Below are 15,638 nucleotides of genomic sequence, written 5' to 3' on the forward strand. Positions count from 1 at the left end.
GCGGATATGGCGAACGGTTCTCGAAGGCGCCGTTGCGCCGCGTCGGGACACAGCGAACCGCCCCCTCCGTGCGGTGCGGAGGGGGCGGTCCGGTCGGTGGCGCGCCGGGGGATGCGTCTGTGCGTCCGGCACTTCGCCGTGTTCGTGTCATCCCTCCCTTCCGTGTCCGGCACCGTCGGGTGGGTGGGGTGATCGACCTGGGGAGGTGATCTCTACTTGGGCGCGCCGACCGGCTTTCCGTCAGGGGACACGGCGTACCAGGTGCCGCCGACGCCCTGACCGTTGATGTCCCCGGGCACCTTGTCCCCGGAGAAGGTGTAGATCGGCCAGCAGTTCACGGTCATCTGCTTGACCCCGTCCGGCCGGGTGAAGCCCATCAGACCCTTCTTCTTGACGCCCTTGGTGTCGTTGGCGGGCACCGGGGCCACGGCCGGCCACTTCTCCAGGCAGGCGCCGGTGCACGCGGACACCGACTTCGGCCACGCCTTGTCCTTGAGGAAGCGGTAGACCGTCATGCCGTTCTTGTCGACGACGAGGTCCCCGAGTTCGGTCTTCTTCACGGACAGGCCCGGCAGGTCGGCGAGCGAGGCCTTCTTGCCGTTGGGTGCCATGGCGTACCACTTGCTGCCCACGCCCTGGCCGCTGGTCTCGCCCGCCTTGGTGTCCTTGGCGTAGCGGTAGGCGGGCCAGCCGGCGATGGTCAGCTGCTTGGTGCCGTCGGTGCGGGTGACCTCGCCCAGCAGGGCCTTGTCGATGCCGGCGCCGGCGGTGGCGTCGTCGGCGGGTACCGGCGGCCAGGCCTTGGCGCAGTCGGCGTCGCAGTTGGACTTGGGGGGTTCGGCCGTGTCCTGGTCGAAGCGGTAGAGGGTCATACCGGCGCTGTCCGTCAGCACCTTGCCCAGCTCGGCGTTGTCGGAGACGGCGAGCCGGCCGGCAGCCTTGGCCGCTCCGGCAGAGCCTTGCTGTCCGTCGGCGCCGTAGCCGTTGCCGCTGCCCGCGCCGATCTGGGAGCCCGCGCCGGCGGCTGAACCGGAGCCGCCGAATCCGCCGGCCGGGGCCGTCGCACCCACGTTCTGGCTGCCCGCCGCGGGGCCGCCGTCCTGACCGCACGCCGTCGTCAGCGCCAGTACGGCCGCGGCCGTCGCCACGAGCGATGCGCTCCGCCAGGAGGTGTTCATCGTCAACTCCACATGATTCCAAGGGTGTTGCAGCGCCCTGCTGCGCCGCCGCACGACACTGGTTACGCATACGGGTGGCGGTTGTGTTCAACCGGGGCACGAATTTCTTCCCGGGACGCGTGATCCGTCCGCCGTCACGACGCGCGCCGGCCGGCGCCGGGCCGTACGCGCGTGCGTGTCCGTCGCGCCGCGGCGACCGGCCGCCCAAACCCTCGCTCGCCTCGTTTCCCCTCTTCGGGGCAATCACCGGGGGCTGCGGCGTGCCCCGGCCCGCCGCGGCTCATGATCTCCGTCGTGCATCGACCGAAACCGGCCCGACCGGGCCTGACGCTACGGGTGTTGGCGCCGGTGGCCCTGGCGTGGACGTGCGCGGGCGCGCCGGCGGCACCGGCCGCGGCGGACGCCTGCGCATACGCCTCCACGGGCCCGGGCGGAACGGTGGCGGTGTCGGTGGCCGGCGGCGACTCCTGGCCGTCGCTCCCACCGTGCGGGCAGCCCACACCACCGCCACCCTCGCCCAGCCCCAGCCCCAGCCCCACACCCACTCCGCCACCCCCGCCGCCTCCCCCTCCTACGCCTCCAGCCCCGAAGCCCGCCCCCCGGCCGGCGCCGGCGAAACCGAGACCCACCCCGCCACCGGAGCCGACGCCGCCGCCCGTACGGCCGGCCCCCGCGCCCTCACCGCGCCCGACACCCCCGCCACCACCACCGCCGGCCCCTGCCCCGACGCCCGAGTCACACCCCGAGCCCGGCCCCCGCCCCTCGGCGAAGCCGGTGACCTACCCGCGCTACCGCCCGCAGCCGCACCGGGCCACGCCCCGGCGGAGCCCGTCGCCCGTCACGTACGTCCTGCTCATCGCGGTGCCCGCGCTGGCCGCCGTCGCCGCGCTCCGTCCGCGCTGATCCCTGGAGGAACCTGTTGTCGGAATGGCTTGTTCTCGTTCTCGCGATGCTGGCCGCCTGTGCCGTGGTGGTCGTCATCACTCTCGTACGGCACCGCACGGCGGCCGAGGACGACGATCCCAGCGACACCCCGGACGTCATCGAGTACATGACGATGTGGATCGGCGTGGTGTACGCCATCGTGCTGGGCCTGGCCATCGCCGGTGTCTGGGAGGCGCGCGTCGCCGCCCAGGACCACGTCCAGGCGGAGGCGCAGGCGCTGCACGAGATCTCCGAGCGCGTCCGGGTCTACCCGCCGGACGTCCGCGACCGCGTCCGCGCCGATGTCAACGCCTATGTCGGACACGTCGTCACCACCGAGTGGAAGACGATGGCGGACCACGGCCAGGTCACCACGCGGGGCGACGAGCTGCTCGACAAGATCCGCGCGGACGTCACCGACCACCGGCCGGCCTCCGACTTCGAGGCGCAGGCCTACCAGCCGCTCGTCGACCAGGTGGCCGCGGCCGACCAGGCCCGCGCCGCACGCGCGGGCTCGACCGGGGCGACGATGCCGGGCGTGGTCTGGTTCGGGCTGATCGCCGGGGCCGTCGTCACCGTCGGCATGGTGTTCGCGCTGCAGATCCGGCGTACGACCCGCGAGCTGGTCCTGGCCGGGCTGTTCTCCGCCCTGATCGCCTTCCTGCTCTTCCTGATCTGGGACTTCGACGCGCCCTACAGCAGAGGGGTATCGGCGTCGACGGCACCCTTCCTCGACCTGTTCCCGCACATCCTCGGCTGACGGGTCCTCACCGCACGACGCCTGCCATTCCTTCATCCCGGTCGGGCCGTCCTCCGGCGGCCCGACACGGCCGTCGTGTCCCCCGCCCGCCGGAACGCCGTCCCCTGTGCGGCCCACACGGTTGCCCCGTTCGCCCGAGTGCGATCGCGCCGGAGTGCACATGTTCCTAGCGTTTCGATCATCGAGGTGCATATCCGGCACACGCGGAAGAGGTCCGCAGCTGCTCCTCGGGGACCCGGAGGATCCATCATGCGCGTGATACGCGTCGTTTCGGCCGCACTGCTGGGCGTGAGCGCCCTCACCTTCTCCGCACCCGCCGCTCTCGCCAGCGGCGGCGACGGCAACTCCTACGGCAACGAGGGCCGCTCCTACGGCGACAGCCGCTCCGACGACGGCGGAGGCTACGGCGGAGGCGGCGGGGACAGCCGCTCTCACGGCGGTGGTGGTGGTTACGGCGGCTCCGACGACGGCGGCTACGACGACGAGGGCCGCGGCGGTGGAGGGGGCGGCCGGCCGGAGCACTTCCGGCACGGCGTCCGCGCGGGCGAGGGCGGCACCATCGCCGGCTTCGACCTCAAGGAGATCGGCATGGGCACCGCGCTCATCGCGGGCTCCGTCGGCGCGGCCTACTACCTCTCGCGCCGCCGCACCGGCGAGGAGGGCGTGGCCTGACCCGGCACAAGGCACTCGGCACGACGCGGATCCGGCCTCCGCACGGGCGGGGGCCGGATCCGCGGCCACCGGAGAGACCCTGGCCTCGAGGTGCCGCCGTCAGACGCGCCTGCCGAAGCGTCCGCGCATCCAGAAGACGGCGCCCACGAGAACGCCGGTCCCCATCAGCCCGCCGCCGATGGCGATGTCGGCCTTGGTGGCACCGCCCGGGGCCGTGCCACCGTCGGCACCGCCGCGGGCGCGGCCGGCGGCGGTGAAGGCCGCCGGACGAGCCGGGGCGCGGCCGTCGCAGCGGACCGCGACGCCGTACGTGACGGCGGGGGCGGGCGGACGGAGGGCCACGACGGACCTCGCCGTGACGCCGGCCCCGTCAACCGGCCCCGTCGGCACCGCGCCGAACGCGCGCGACACCGCCTGCCCGCCGCCGTGGCACACGCCGGCCGCGACGGCTCCGCGTCCCGGCCCGGCCGCCGCGCCGGCGCGCGGGGTGCCGCCGCCCTTCTCCACGGCCGTCGGGGCCGCCGAGCCGACGGTGGCGACGACGGCGACCAGGACCGCCAAGGGGATACGAGTCATGCGCATGTGATCCTCCGCGGAAGGCGCCCCGGGACACGTACCCGGTCGATCGGCGAGACAGCGCCTTCCGAACACACCGTCAGATGCCGTGTGCAAGCGCGCATTTCGGGCGTGGTCCGTCCTAGTGAGCCCCGATCCGGCGGGAATTCACCCCGCCGGACGTCGCCGCAGGTCATGGGCTGTCGGAAGACGCCCGTCCGGAACGACCCGGACGGCGCACCGGAATTCCGGGACGCCACCCGTTCGCCTCCGTCCCGTCGCCGGCTGCGCGCGCGGGACCTAGCGTTCCTGTATGCGCGAAGGACGGGGCGACGGCCACCTTCGAGAGGGGATGGCGAATGTCAGTGAGCAGGCTGACCGACACGGCCGAGGAGGAGGAGCGGGGGCCACAGGGCAAACGCGTCCCCTGGGGCGTGATGGTGCTCGTTCTGCTCACCGGAATCGCCCTCGTCCGCAATGGCTCGGGGGAGTTCGAGACTGGTCCGCCGCAGCCCGCGAAGGCCGCCGCGCCTGACGGAGGCCCACATTCCGGTGCCTCGCCCGCGACCGGATCCGGGGCGCCTGGACCGCTGTCGTACTCGGTGCCCGACCGGGTGCGCATCCCTCTGATCCAGGTCGACGCGCCCGTCACTCCGGTCGGCGTGGACGCGGACGGGTGGGTGGCCGCGCCGCCGCCGGACGACCCGAATCTGGCCGGCTGGTTCAACGGTGCCGTCACCCCCGGGGAAAAGGGGACCGCGGTGATCGACGGCCATGTGGACAACAGGAACGGCCCGGCGGTGTTCTACGGGCTCGGCTCCCTGAGGAAGGGGAACCACATCGACATCCACCGGGAGGACGGGAGGACGGCGGTCTTCGAGGTGTACGGGGTCGAGGTGTTCCAGAAGGCGGACTTCCCCGGGGAGCGCGTGTACGGCTCGAAGGGCACACCGGAACTGCGGGTCATCACCTGTGGCGGCGGTTACACCAAGCAGACCGGATACGCGGGAAACGTCGTCGTCTTCGCTCGCCTGGTCGGGGTCCGCTGAACCCCCCGCACGGCGGCTCTCGGGCCCGCGGGGCGAGCGCGGGCCGTGTCAGGTGTACGTGCGGCGGGGCAGGGTGAAGCGGTAGCCCTCGTCCAGCAGTCTGGGCAGGTATCTGCGCAGCGCGCGGACGGTCTGTGTGCGGTTGCCGCCGGCGTCGTGCGAGAGGACCACGACACCGGGGTCGGCGCCGCGCTCGACCCGGCGGACGATGGTGGCGGTACCGGGGGTGGTCCAGTCCAGGCTGTCGACGGTCCAGGCCAGCGGTTCCATGCCCATCTCGGCGTTGAGCTGGAAGACGTTGCGGTTCCAGGCGCCGTAGGGGGCGCGGAACCACAAGGGCCGCTCGCCGTAGGCCTTCTCGATGATGTCGCTGGTGGCCTCGAGCTCGTCGCGGATCTCCCGGCGGGTGAGCCGGGTGAGCAGCGGATGGGTCCAGGTGTGGTTGCCGACGACATGGCCCTCGTCGGCCATCCGCGCGAGCAGGTCCCGGTTCCAGTCGGCCATCTCGCCGCACACCATGAACGTGGCCCGCACGTCGTAGCGGGCCAGGGTGTCGAGGATGTGCGGGGTGTACCGCGGGTTGGGACCGTCGTCGAAGGTCAGCAGCATGGTGTCGCCGAGGCCGGAGAAGCGCAGGATCGGCGCGTGCCGCACCTCGGCCGGCAGCGGCAGGGCGCGCGGCGGGGCGTCTCCGGTCAGGGGGCTCAGGCGGTTCGCGGAGGACTTGAGGGCGCTGCCCGCCTGGGCACCCGCGGCAGGGGCGGCCGGCCGTGCCTCGGTGCCGGAGCGCAGCAGACCGGCCGTCCCGGCGGCGCCGGCCGCCCCGAGGGCGACTGCCCCGGCGAGCAGCGCCCGGCGCCGCGTGAGCAACTGATCCTTCCGCATGACTCATCAGTGACCGCGGGCCTGCCACCGAACCGGCGCGGCGGCACGATTGCACCCGCGTGGCCGAGTCCGCTCCAGGGGGTGTCTCGTCGACCAGGCCGGCTCAGGGAGCGGTGGCCGGCGGTGAGGGTACCTCCCACGCCGTTCAGGCAGTGGGGGAGCATCGCCAGGCGGAGGAGGGAGTCGATGCGGAGCATCGGCGACCGACGACAACGCGGCGAGGTGCGGTGCCGGCCGCCGCGAACCCGGCATGATCGACGAGACACCCCGTAGCACCGGCCGGGCGGCCCAAGGCCGCTGGTCATCGGGGTCGCCCCGGGCCTCGGCCGGAACGGCTGCTTCCGATAGCCTCGCAGGTGTGACGGAACAGCACGAGGAGCGCGAGCGGCACGCGCAGGGGTTCGAGCGGGGCACGGACGGCCCGAAGGTGATCGTGGCCGGGGTGGACGGCTCCGAGTCCTCGATGCGGGCGGCCGCCTACGCCGCCGGTCTGGCCCGGCGCCAGCGCGCCCTGCTGGCCCTCGTGTACGTGCAGCCGGTGATGTCGACCGGGGCGGCGCTGGGGGCGCCGGTGGCCGAGACGACCGACGAGATCGCCGAGGAACTGGTGCAGCAGATCCGGGAGGCCTCCGAGCGGCTGAAGGGGATATTCGAGGTCCGCTGGGAGTTCCACACCTTCCGCGGCGATCCGTACAACGGCCTGGTGAAGGCCGCGGACGAGCTGAAGGCCGACGCGGTGGTCGTCGGCGCCTCCGAGAAGGCCGGCCACCGGATCATCGGCTCGGTGGCGGTCCGGCTGGTCAAGGCGGGGCGCTGGCCGGTGACGGTGGTGCCGTAGGGGGTCTCGCGCCGGTCGTGGCGGCGCGGCTGGGGCCGCCCGGGCCATGCGTGGTGTCTTCCGTACACGGCCGGGCTGGGCCATCATGATCCGCCGTCAGCCGATTGCCGTCTGTGAAGAGGTGAGGCCCATGGCCGGGCTCCGGATGGGTGAAGGCATTCTCCGGCGTAAACCCATCGAACACATCGAGGAGACGGAAGCCGGCGAGGGACCGAAACTCGAACGGTCGCTCGGGCTGTGGCAGCTGACCGCGATCGGCGTGGGCGGCATCATCGGCGCGGGCATCTTCACACTCGCCGGCACCGTGGCCAACGGCACGGCCGGCCCCGCGGTGCTGGTGTCCTTCCTCGTCGCCGGTGTGGCCAGCGCCGCGGCCGCGCTGTCGTACGCCGAGTTCGCGGGGATGATCCCGAAGGCAGGCTCCGCCTACACCTACGGCTACGCGGTGCTCGGCGAGTTCGCCGGCTGGTTCATCGGCTGGGACCTGCTGCTGGAGTACACCGCGATCGTGGCGGTGGTCGCCATCGGCATCTCGGGGTACTTCAGCTTCCTGATCGAGGACATGGGCGCGAAGCTGCCCGCTTGGATGCTGGGCGCGCCCGGCACCGGGTCCGGGCACAAGGTCGACCTGTTCGCCGCCGTGCTGTGTCTGCTCATCGCCTGGCTGCTGACCCTCGGCATCCGCAACGCGGCGCGCTTCGAGACGGTCGTGGTGGTGCTGAAGGTACTCGTGGTGCTGGTGGTGATCGGGGTCGGTGTCTTCCACATCGACACGGCCAACTACCACCCGTTCTTTCCCTACGGGGTCGGCGGGGCGTTCACCGGCGCGGCGACCGTGTTCTTCGCGGTCTTCGGCTACGACGCCATGTCGACGGCGGCCGAGGAGTCCAAGGACGCGCAGCGGCACATGCCGAAGGCGATCATCTACTCGCTGGCGATCGCGATGGTGCTGTACGTGCTGGCCTGCCTGGTGCTGACCGGAATGCAGAACTACAAGGACATCGACAAGGAGAGCGGCTTCTCGACGGCGTTCAAGTCGGTGGGGCTGAGCCGCCTGGCGGACGTGATCGCCGTGGGCGCGATCATCGGCATCCTCACCGTGATGTTCACGTTCATGCTGGGCGTGACCCGGGTGTGGTTCTCGATGTCCCGCGACGGGCTGCTGCCCCGGTGGTTCGCGAAGACGCATCCCACGCGGCACGTGCCGACCCGGGTGACGTGGATCGTCGGGGTGGCGTCGGCGGTCATCGCCGGGTTCCTGCCGATCGCCGAGGCGGCCGAACTGACCAACATCGGCATCCTGCTGGCGTTCGTGGTGGTGTGCACGGCGGTGGTCGTGCTGCGCTACCGGCAGCCGGACCTGCCGCGCAGCTTCCGCACACCGTGGATGCCGTTCGTGCCGGCGCTGGGCGTGGTCTTCTCGATCTGGCTGATCACGTTCCTCCAGTGGCAGACGTGGGTGCGGTTCGCCGTGTGGTTCCTGATCGGCTGCGTGATCTACTTCGGGTACTCGTACAAGCGGTCGGTGCTGGCCGGGAGCCAGAGGACCGTGGACTGACCCCGGGAGGAGGCAGGGTCCCCCTGGTCCCGGCGGTCGGCCTGGCAGGCGGCGGCCACGGCGAGGACGGCCGTCAGGATCAGGCCTACCAGGTGTCTGCGTGCGATCATCGGTTCACCCCACTGCGTTCGTTCGCCGGACCAGTCCTATGGACGGACAAGACAGACAAGACAACAGACGGACAAGACAGATAAATGGGTATGAAGTCGAGGGCCGTCGCAAACGGCCCGGGCGCGTGCCGTTGGTCCGTCCGGGGGGCGCGCGGGCCGTGACGGACCGTTCGTCGAACCGTTCGTCGACGCGATCGACCGTCCGCCGCACAGCCCTGCGCGTGCCCTGTCCCGGCGCGGGACCCTGCGCTGCGATACGGCCATGACGGCCGGAACCGCCCTCCCCCGCGTGACCACGACCGCCGAGCACGAGCTCGCCGCGCTCCAGCGCGAGCACGGCCGGCCGCTGTTCGCCCTGCTGCTGCGGCTGTGCGACGGCGACCGGCAGCGCGCCGAGGACCTGCTCCAGGAGACGCTGGTGCGCGCCTGGCAGCATCCCGAGGCGCTGCGCGCCGACGCCTTCGCCTCCGTACGGCCCTGGCTGCTGACGGTCGCACGCCGGCTCGCCATCGACGCGCGCCGGGCCCGGCAGGCCAGGCCGCCGGAGGTCGGCGACGCGGTCCTGGAGAACACACGGGTGATCGCCGACCACGCCGAGCGGGCCGCCGCCACGCTCGACGTGCGGGAGGCTGTGAAGACACTCACTCCGCAGCACCGTGAAGTCCTGGTGCTGGTGTACTTCCAGGGGGCGAGTGTGGCGGAAGCCGCCGAAACCCTGGGCATTCCGCCCGGTACCGTGAAGTCCCGTGCGTACTACGCGCTGCGCGCCCTGCGCAGGGTGCTCCCGGGATACGCGGCCGACCTGCGGTGAAACCGACCGCCGGGTCAAACCTCCGTAAAGCGCCTTGCTGTGGACCACTGTTGAGTAATCGGCTGTTCTCATCCGTGTTCCGGATGGGCCTGTCCCAGGAGCCGGGGTCGGGCGACGCGCACGCACCGGAGGAAGGCAGGAAGGGATGCTGCACAGAGGTCAAGAGAGCACGGACGGCGACGGCGGTGAACTGGTCGTCCCCATGGCCTGGTTGTACGCCGAGTACATCGCCGACGAACTGCTGCGCACCGGCGATCTGATGCCGCCGGCGTCCGTGGAGTTCCGCGCCGGGCGGGACGCGCTGGCACTGACCGTCTTCCTGTCCGACACCGGCGGCGAGCTCTGCGGCATCCGGGTGGTCTCGCAGCTGGAGACGTGGCTGTCCCTGACCGCGTACGACCAGCCGTGGGAGGACTGGGTGCGCGAGCGGATGGCCGACCTCGCGGCCGACGCGCACGCCCGCGGCGTCCGCCCGCCGGACCTGGCGCTGGCCGAGGCCGCCTGGCGGTGGCTGGAGGAGACCGAACTGCTCGCACCCGACCTGGACGCGGTGCCGGGCGGGGCGGGCGCGGTGAGCGAGGACGAGGGGCCGAAGGTGTGGACGCCGGCCTGGCGGCTGGGACTGCCCCTGGGACACCTCGCGATCCATCTTTTCTAGCCGGGGACGCGCTCCGGGCACCTTTTCCGGCCAGTGCCGGGATCGGACCAATCCGCGGCCCCGGCCGCTCCGAATCCCTTGATTACGATTCGGTGCGCGCCTTGAGTGATTCGGGACTGCGGTGCGTACGGGTGGGAGCAACGAGTAACCCCACCCGCACCCACCGCGAGGATTCGGCATGAGGTCCCTGGAAAGGCATCGCGACGTCGGCGCTTACGCGCTCGGCGTGCTGGACGAGGCGGAGGCCTTCCGCTTCGAGGACCACCTCATGGAGTGCCCCAGCTGTTCGGCGCAGGTGACCGAGTTCGGCCCCACGGCGCGGCAGTTGCTGCTGTACCGGCGGGCCACGCCGCGCTTCGTGCATCCCATGGCCCAGCCCGGTCCCCGGCTGCTGGAGCGGCTGGTCGGCGAGGCGGCGCGGCGGCACCGGGCCGGGCGCCGTCGCCTGCTGTACGGCCTGGCCGCCTCCGTGGTGCTCGCCGTCGGCGGGCCGGCGGCCGCGGTCCTCGCCCGGCACGGGGACGGGCCGGTGCGGGTCGCCGCGACCGACGCGACGACGGGGGTGTGGGCCGAGGTCAGGGCGGCGGACGCGGAGTGGGGCAGCGAGGTGCGGTTGCGGGTCGAGGACGCGGCGGGGCCGCACTCCTGCCTGCTCGTCGCCGTGGGCCGGGACGGCTCCGAGCAGACGGTGACCACCTGGATGGTCCCCTCCCACCAGGACCGGCCGGACACCGTGATGGGCGGCGCGGCGCTGCATCCCGGCCAGATCGCCCGCTTCGAGGTGCGCACCGCGGACGGAAGGCACCTGGTGACACTCGATCCGACCTGAGCTCCGGCTACTTGAGCAGCCTGGACAGCCGGCGGTCCGCCAGGGGCTTGCCGCCCGTCTGGCAGGTCGGGCAGTACTGCAACGAGGAGTCGCTGAAGGACACCTCGCGGATGGTGTCCCCGCACACCGGGCAGGGCTCCCCGGTGCGGCCGTGCACCCGCAGACCGCTCTTCTTCTCCGCCTTCAGCCGGCCGGCCGCCAGGCCCCGGGAGCGCTCGACCGCCTCGGTCAGGGTGGAGCGCAGCGCCTCGTACAGCCGTCCGGTCTCCTCCGGCGTCAGGGAGGCGGCCAGCTTGTACGGGGACATCCTCGCCGCGTGCAGGATCTCGTCGCTGTAGGCGTTGCCCACACCCGCGATCAGGCTCTGGTCGCGCAGCGCGCCCTTGATCCGGCGCCGCTCCCCCGCCAGCAGCCCGGCGAAGCGCTCCTCGTCGAAGTCGCCGGCCAGCGGGTCGGGGCCGAGCCGGGCCACGCCCGGCACCTCCCGCGGATCCCGTACGACGTACACCGCGAGCCGCTTCTGGGTACCGGCCTCGGTGAGGTCGAAGCCCGCACCGGTCTCCAGCGCGACCCGCAGGGCCAGCGGGCCCTTTCCCGGCCGGGGCGGGCCGTCGGGCAGCCGGTCCTTCCACTGGAGCCAGCCGCCGCGGGCCAGATGGGTGACCAGGTGCGGGCCGCCGCCGGTCACCAGGTCCAGGAACTTGCCGTGCCGGGCGACGGCGGTGACCTCGCGGCCCTCCAGGGCGCCGAGGGGAGGGTCGTAGGTCTTCAGGACGCTGATCGCGACGGGCAGCACGCGGACGATCTCGTGACCGACCAGGTTCTCGGTCAGGAAGTCCTTGAGCGCTTCCACCTCGGGCAGTTCCGGCATGCCTCCAGGGTGCCACCCGGCACCGGCGGCGCCACGCGCCGCGCGGGGCGGCTCAGGCGCTCTCCGGCACCACGAACTCGCACCACAGGCACTTGCCGCCGCCCCGCGCCTCCACACCCCACACGTCGGTGAGCCGGTCGACGAGCAGCAGACCGCGGCCCGACACGCCCTCCTCCCCCGGCTCCCGGCGGCGCGGCAGGGCGCTGGAGGAGTCCTCGACCTCCACCCGCAGCCGCCGGTCGCTGCCCCTGAGCTCCCGCAGGGTGAGGATCGCCGCGCCCTCGGTGTGCAGCAGGACGTTGGTGATCAGTTCGCCGACCACCAGTTCGATCTCGTCGGAGCGCTCCCGGGCGCCCCAGGAGCGGACCGTGGCGCGGACCATGTGCCGGGCCCGGGTCAGGGCCTCCGGGTCGCCGGGCGCCACGTGCTGCTGGAGACGGCCCACGGGCTGCCGCTCGGACAGCGCGCGGCGGCGCAGCACCAGCAGCGCCACGTCGTCGTCGCCGCCGCGCTTCTCGGCCATCTCGATCAGCCGGTCGGCGAGGTCCCGTACGTCCTCGGGCCCCGCGGCGATGGACGCCGCGAGGGCCCGCATGCCGTCGTCGAGATCGGCGCCGGGCACTTCGACGAGGCCGTCGGTGCACAGCACCAGGGTGTGCCCGGGGTCGAGCTCCATGGCGCAGACCGGGTACTCCAGTCTGCCGAACTCCGCGGACAGGCCGAGCGGCAGGCCGCCGTCGACGGCGACCCGGCGGCAGCTGCCGTCGCCGAGCCGTACCAGCGGGTCGATGTGGCCGGCGCGCACCATCTGGACGACGCCGGTGGACAGGTCGGCCTCCGCGTACAGGCAGGTCGCGAAGCGGTCGGTGTCGAGCTCGTGCAGGAAGGTCGAGGCCCGGGCCATCACGGTGGCCGGGGTGTGGCCCTCGGCTGCGTAGGCGCGCAGCACGATGCGCAGCTGGCCCATGACGGCGGCGGCGTGCGTGTCGTGGCCCTGCACATCGCCGATGACGGCGCCGACCCGGCCTCCCCCAGAGGGGGTACCCCCAGGCAGCGGGATCAGGTCGTACCAGTCGCCGCCGATGTCCCGGCCGAGGGAGCCGCCGGCGTAGCCGGAGCGGTAGCGGACGGCGACGTCGGCGCCGGGCACGCCGGGGATGGCGCGCGGCAGCATGGCCTGCTGAAGGCTCTGGGCGAGGTCCTTCTCCTGTTCGTAGAGCATGGCCCGTTGCAGGCTCTGCGCGATGCTGCTGCCGAGGGCGACCAGGACGTTGCGCTCGTCCTGGGAGAAGCCGTGGCGGCCGCTGTAGAGCAGACCCATGCCGCCGATGGGACGGGCCTGGGCGATCAGCGGCAGATAGGCGGCCGAGGTGATGTCCAGGCAGGTGATGTGCGGCCACAGGACGGGATAGCACGCGGCGAACTCCTCCGCGGACTCGATGAAGCGGGGTCTGAGGGTGCGCACCGCCTCGCTCATCGGGTAGGGCTCGTCGATCCGGGTGACGCGGGTGCCCGGTACGGAGGTGCCCTCCGGTCCTTCGGCGACGAGCCGGATCCGGCCGGCCTCGACCAGGCCAAGGACCAGGCTGGTGGAGCCGAGGAGGGCCAGGCCGTGGCTGTCCTTGACGACGTCGATGACGTCCTGGACGGTGCGCGCGTGGGCGAGGGCGGCGGTGGTCGCCTGGACGACGTTGGTCTGCTCGCGCCGGGCGGCGTCCAGGGCCTGCCGCTGTGCGCGGCCGGCGCTGTCGTCGAGCTCCTCGGTGGCGTCCCGGACGATCCCGATGATCCGGCGGGGGCGGCCGCTCTCGTCGCGGCGGATGCAGCCCTGGGTGTAGGCCCAGCGCAGGGAGCCGTCGCGCAGGCGCAGGCGGACGTAGGTGCCGTAGTGCTCGCTGCCGTCCTTCATGGCACGGGCCACCAGGGCGTCCAGCCGCTGTCCCTCGCCGGCGGGGACGCGGCAGCCCAGGCTCTCGGGGTGGCCGTCGTACTCCTCGGGGGTGATGTCGAAGATCCGGTAGGCCGTGGCGTCCAGGCTGCACAGACCCGTGTCCAGGTCCCAGTCGAAGGTTCCCATGCGGTGGAGAGCCAGGATCGGGTCCGGGTGGACGGGCCAGTCGTCCGGCAGTGACAGGGCGCGCGCTCCCCGTTCAGCCATGGGGCCACCTTGCCAGGGTTTGTCCGATTCTTCGAGCTGGGAGAGGGGTAGCCGGAGCCCCGGAGCCGAGGACTGGCGGCGGCACCATGGAGGAGAGGAGCGTGCAGGGCCGTGGGATGGTTCATCGCACCCGACTACTGGCTGAGCCGGCTGGTCTTCCAGCGGGCCCTGGCCGCCGTGTACCTCGTGGCCTTCCTGACGGCCGCCCTGCAGTTCCGGGCGCTGCTCGGCGAGCGCGGCATGCTGCCGATCCCCCGGTTCGTCGAGCGGGTGCCGTTCCGGCGGGCGCCGAGCCTGTTCCACTGGCGCTACTCCGACCCTCTGTTCGCGGCGGTCGCGTGGGCCGGGTGCGCCGTGTCGGCCGCCCTGCTCGCGGGGCTGGACTCATGGCTTCCGCTGTGGGGCGGCATGCTGCTGTGGCTGGTGCCGTGGGCGCTGTATCTGTCGATCGTCAACGTCGGGCAGACCTGGTACGGCTTCGGGTGGGAGTCGCTGCTGCTGGAGACCGGCTTCCTCGCGGTGTTCCTGGGCAACGACGAGGTGGCCCCGCCGATCGTGGTGCTGTTCCTGCTGCGCTGGATCCTCTTCCGTGTCGAGTTCGGCGCCGGGCTGATCAAGCTGCGGGGCGACGAGTGCTGGCGGAAGCTGACCTGCCTGGACTACCACCATGAGACACAGCCGATGCCGGGCCCGCTGAGCTGGTTCTTCCACCATCTGCCGGCGCCGCTGCACCGGGCCGAGGTCGCCGCCAACCACGTCACACAACTGCTGGTGCCGTTCCTGCTGTTCACCCCGCAGCCGGTCGCCACGGCCGGGGCGGCGCTGATGATCGTCACCCAGCTGTGGCTGGTGCTCTCGGGCAACTTCGCCTGGCTGAACTGGATCACGATCGTGCTGGCCCTGTCGGCCGTCCAGTGGCCGGGGCACGCTCCGGCGTCCGTGCCCGCGGCCCCGCTCTGGTACCAGGTGGTGGTCCTGGCCGTCGCCGTGCTCGTGGTGGCCCTGAGCTACCGCCCGGTGGTGAACATGATCTCCCGGAGCCAGGTCATGAACCGCTCCTTCGACCCGCTGCACCTGGTCAACACCTACGGCGCGTTCGGCAGCATCAGCCGCGCCCGCTACGAGGTGGTGGTCGAGGGCACGCTGGACGACGGGCCGCCCGAGGACGCGGAGTGGCGGGAGTACGAGTTCAGGGGCAAGCCGGGGGACCCGCGGCACTGGCCGCGCCAGTTCGCGCCGTACCACTTGCGGCTGGACTGGCTGATGTGGTTCGTGGCGCTGTCCCCGGCGTACGCCGGTGCCTGGTTCGGCGCCCTGGTGGAACGGCTCCTGGAGAACGACCGCGACACCCTCCGGCTGCTGCGCCGCTCCCCCTTCCCGCCCGACCGCCCCCCGCTCTACGTCCGCGCCCGCCTGTTCCGCTACCGCTACACGTCGTGGCGGGAGCTGCGCGAGACGGGCGCCTGCTGGGACCGGACCTACGTGCGGGAGTTTCTGCCGCCGGTGCGGCTGGCGGAGGCCGCCGAGAGGCCCTGACCGGGGCCGGCCGGGTCACCGGCTCACAGTCCGTGGACGGCGGGTGGCCGTTCCCTCGAAGATCTCCGTGCGTTCGGGCTCGCTCAGGACGGCGGTCAGGCCCTGGGCGGTGGTGAGGACGCCGGAACAGTCCCCCGCGAGGGTGCGGACCGGCCAGTCGGAGCCGTACATCAGGCGGCGCGGGCCGAGGCTTCGAGGACCACGTCCGCGTAGGCGCGCAGGTCGAGCGGCTCCCGGCGCGGCCGT

At 72.6% G+C, this 15,638-nt stretch carries 15 protein-coding genes; 10 read left to right on the plus strand and 5 right to left on the minus strand.

The window, feature by feature from the left end; translation table 11 throughout:
• Positions 1-212: 212 nt before the first annotated feature.
• Entirely contained in the window at positions 213-1,178 is a 966-nt protein-coding gene (locus R2S09_RS32340; protein ID WP_306191712.1) for an SCO0930 family lipoprotein, read from the minus strand.
• Positions 1,179-1,952: 774 nt separating this feature from the next.
• Between R2S09_RS32340 and R2S09_RS32345 the strand changes: the two genes are divergently transcribed.
• The 3 genes from R2S09_RS32345 (at position 1,953) to R2S09_RS32355 (ending at position 3,534) form a co-directional block, all read left to right on the plus strand.
• A complete protein-coding gene (locus R2S09_RS32345; protein ID WP_306191711.1) occupies positions 1,953-2,081 on the plus strand; it encodes a hypothetical protein in 129 nt (42 codons plus the stop codon).
• A gap of 16 nt (positions 2,082-2,097) precedes the next feature.
• The gene (locus tag R2S09_RS32350) at positions 2,098-2,862 is read left to right on the plus strand and encodes a DUF4239 domain-containing protein (protein WP_306191709.1); all 765 of its coding nucleotides are present in this window, start codon (positions 2,098-2,100) and stop codon (positions 2,860-2,862) included.
• 249 nt (positions 2,863-3,111) lie between these two features.
• Positions 3,112-3,534 carry a hypothetical protein gene (locus R2S09_RS32355; protein WP_306191708.1) on the plus strand — a complete coding sequence of 141 codons (423 nt, stop codon included), beginning with the start codon at positions 3,112-3,114 and terminating at the stop codon, positions 3,532-3,534.
• A 99-nt stretch (positions 3,535-3,633) separates the two neighbouring features.
• On the opposite strand, the gene R2S09_RS32360 is transcribed toward R2S09_RS32355, so the two are convergent.
• On the minus strand, positions 3,634-4,110 hold the full coding sequence (locus R2S09_RS32360; RefSeq protein WP_316744864.1) for a hypothetical protein: 477 nt from the start codon (positions 4,108-4,110) through the stop codon (positions 3,634-3,636).
• Between the two features lie 338 nt (positions 4,111-4,448).
• Here R2S09_RS32360 and R2S09_RS32365 point away from each other — a divergent pair, with 338 nt between their 5' ends.
• Positions 4,449-5,138 carry a class F sortase gene (locus tag R2S09_RS32365; RefSeq protein WP_306191705.1) on the plus strand — a complete coding sequence of 230 codons (690 nt, stop codon included), beginning with the start codon at positions 4,449-4,451 and terminating at the stop codon, positions 5,136-5,138.
• Positions 5,139-5,186: 48 nt separating this feature from the next.
• Here R2S09_RS32365 and R2S09_RS32370 read toward each other — a convergent pair whose 3' ends face one another.
• The gene (locus R2S09_RS32370) at positions 5,187-6,023 is read right to left on the minus strand and encodes a polysaccharide deacetylase family protein (RefSeq protein WP_306191704.1); all 837 of its coding nucleotides are present in this window, start codon (positions 6,021-6,023) and stop codon (positions 5,187-5,189) included.
• A gap of 358 nt (positions 6,024-6,381) precedes the next feature.
• Between R2S09_RS32370 and R2S09_RS32375 the strand changes: the two genes are divergently transcribed.
• From R2S09_RS32375 to R2S09_RS32395, 5 genes are all read left to right on the plus strand, one after another.
• A complete protein-coding gene (locus R2S09_RS32375; RefSeq protein WP_030178298.1) occupies positions 6,382-6,861 on the plus strand; it encodes a universal stress protein in 480 nt (159 codons plus the stop codon).
• Between the two features lie 130 nt (positions 6,862-6,991).
• Positions 6,992-8,419: an amino acid permease gene (locus R2S09_RS32380; protein ID WP_316744868.1), complete on the plus strand. Its 1,428-nt coding sequence runs from the start codon at positions 6,992-6,994 to the stop codon at positions 8,417-8,419.
• 372 nt (positions 8,420-8,791) lie between these two features.
• Positions 8,792-9,340 carry a sigma-70 family RNA polymerase sigma factor gene (locus tag R2S09_RS32385; RefSeq protein WP_030178304.1) on the plus strand — a complete coding sequence of 183 codons (549 nt, stop codon included), beginning with the start codon at positions 8,792-8,794 and terminating at the stop codon, positions 9,338-9,340.
• Between the two features lie 145 nt (positions 9,341-9,485).
• The gene (locus tag R2S09_RS32390) at positions 9,486-9,998 is read left to right on the plus strand and encodes a hypothetical protein (protein WP_306191701.1); all 513 of its coding nucleotides are present in this window, start codon (positions 9,486-9,488) and stop codon (positions 9,996-9,998) included.
• A gap of 178 nt (positions 9,999-10,176) precedes the next feature.
• Complete coding sequence (locus tag R2S09_RS32395) at positions 10,177-10,827, plus strand: zf-HC2 domain-containing protein (protein ID WP_306191700.1); 651 nt, start codon at positions 10,177-10,179, stop codon at positions 10,825-10,827.
• Positions 10,828-10,834: 7 nt separating this feature from the next.
• On the opposite strand, the gene R2S09_RS32400 is transcribed toward R2S09_RS32395, so the two are convergent.
• Together R2S09_RS32400 and R2S09_RS32405 are read right to left on the minus strand one after the other, a co-directional pair.
• Positions 10,835-11,698 (minus strand): Fpg/Nei family DNA glycosylase, encoded by an 864-nt coding sequence (locus tag R2S09_RS32400; protein ID WP_306191699.1) that lies wholly within the window; start codon positions 11,696-11,698, stop codon positions 10,835-10,837.
• 52 nt (positions 11,699-11,750) lie between these two features.
• A complete protein-coding gene (locus R2S09_RS32405; protein WP_316744872.1) occupies positions 11,751-13,856 on the minus strand; it encodes a SpoIIE family protein phosphatase in 2,106 nt (701 codons plus the stop codon).
• A gap of 111 nt (positions 13,857-13,967) precedes the next feature.
• Between R2S09_RS32405 and R2S09_RS32410 the strand changes: the two genes are divergently transcribed.
• Positions 13,968-15,392 (plus strand): lipase maturation factor family protein, encoded by a 1,425-nt coding sequence (locus R2S09_RS32410; RefSeq protein WP_316744874.1) that lies wholly within the window; start codon positions 13,968-13,970, stop codon positions 15,390-15,392.
• Positions 15,393-15,638: the final 246 nt, after the last annotated feature.

It is taken from the genome of Streptomyces sp. MK7, assembly GCF_032658145.1.
Lineage (GTDB): Bacteria > Actinomycetota > Actinomycetes > Streptomycetales > Streptomycetaceae > Streptomyces > Streptomyces spiralis.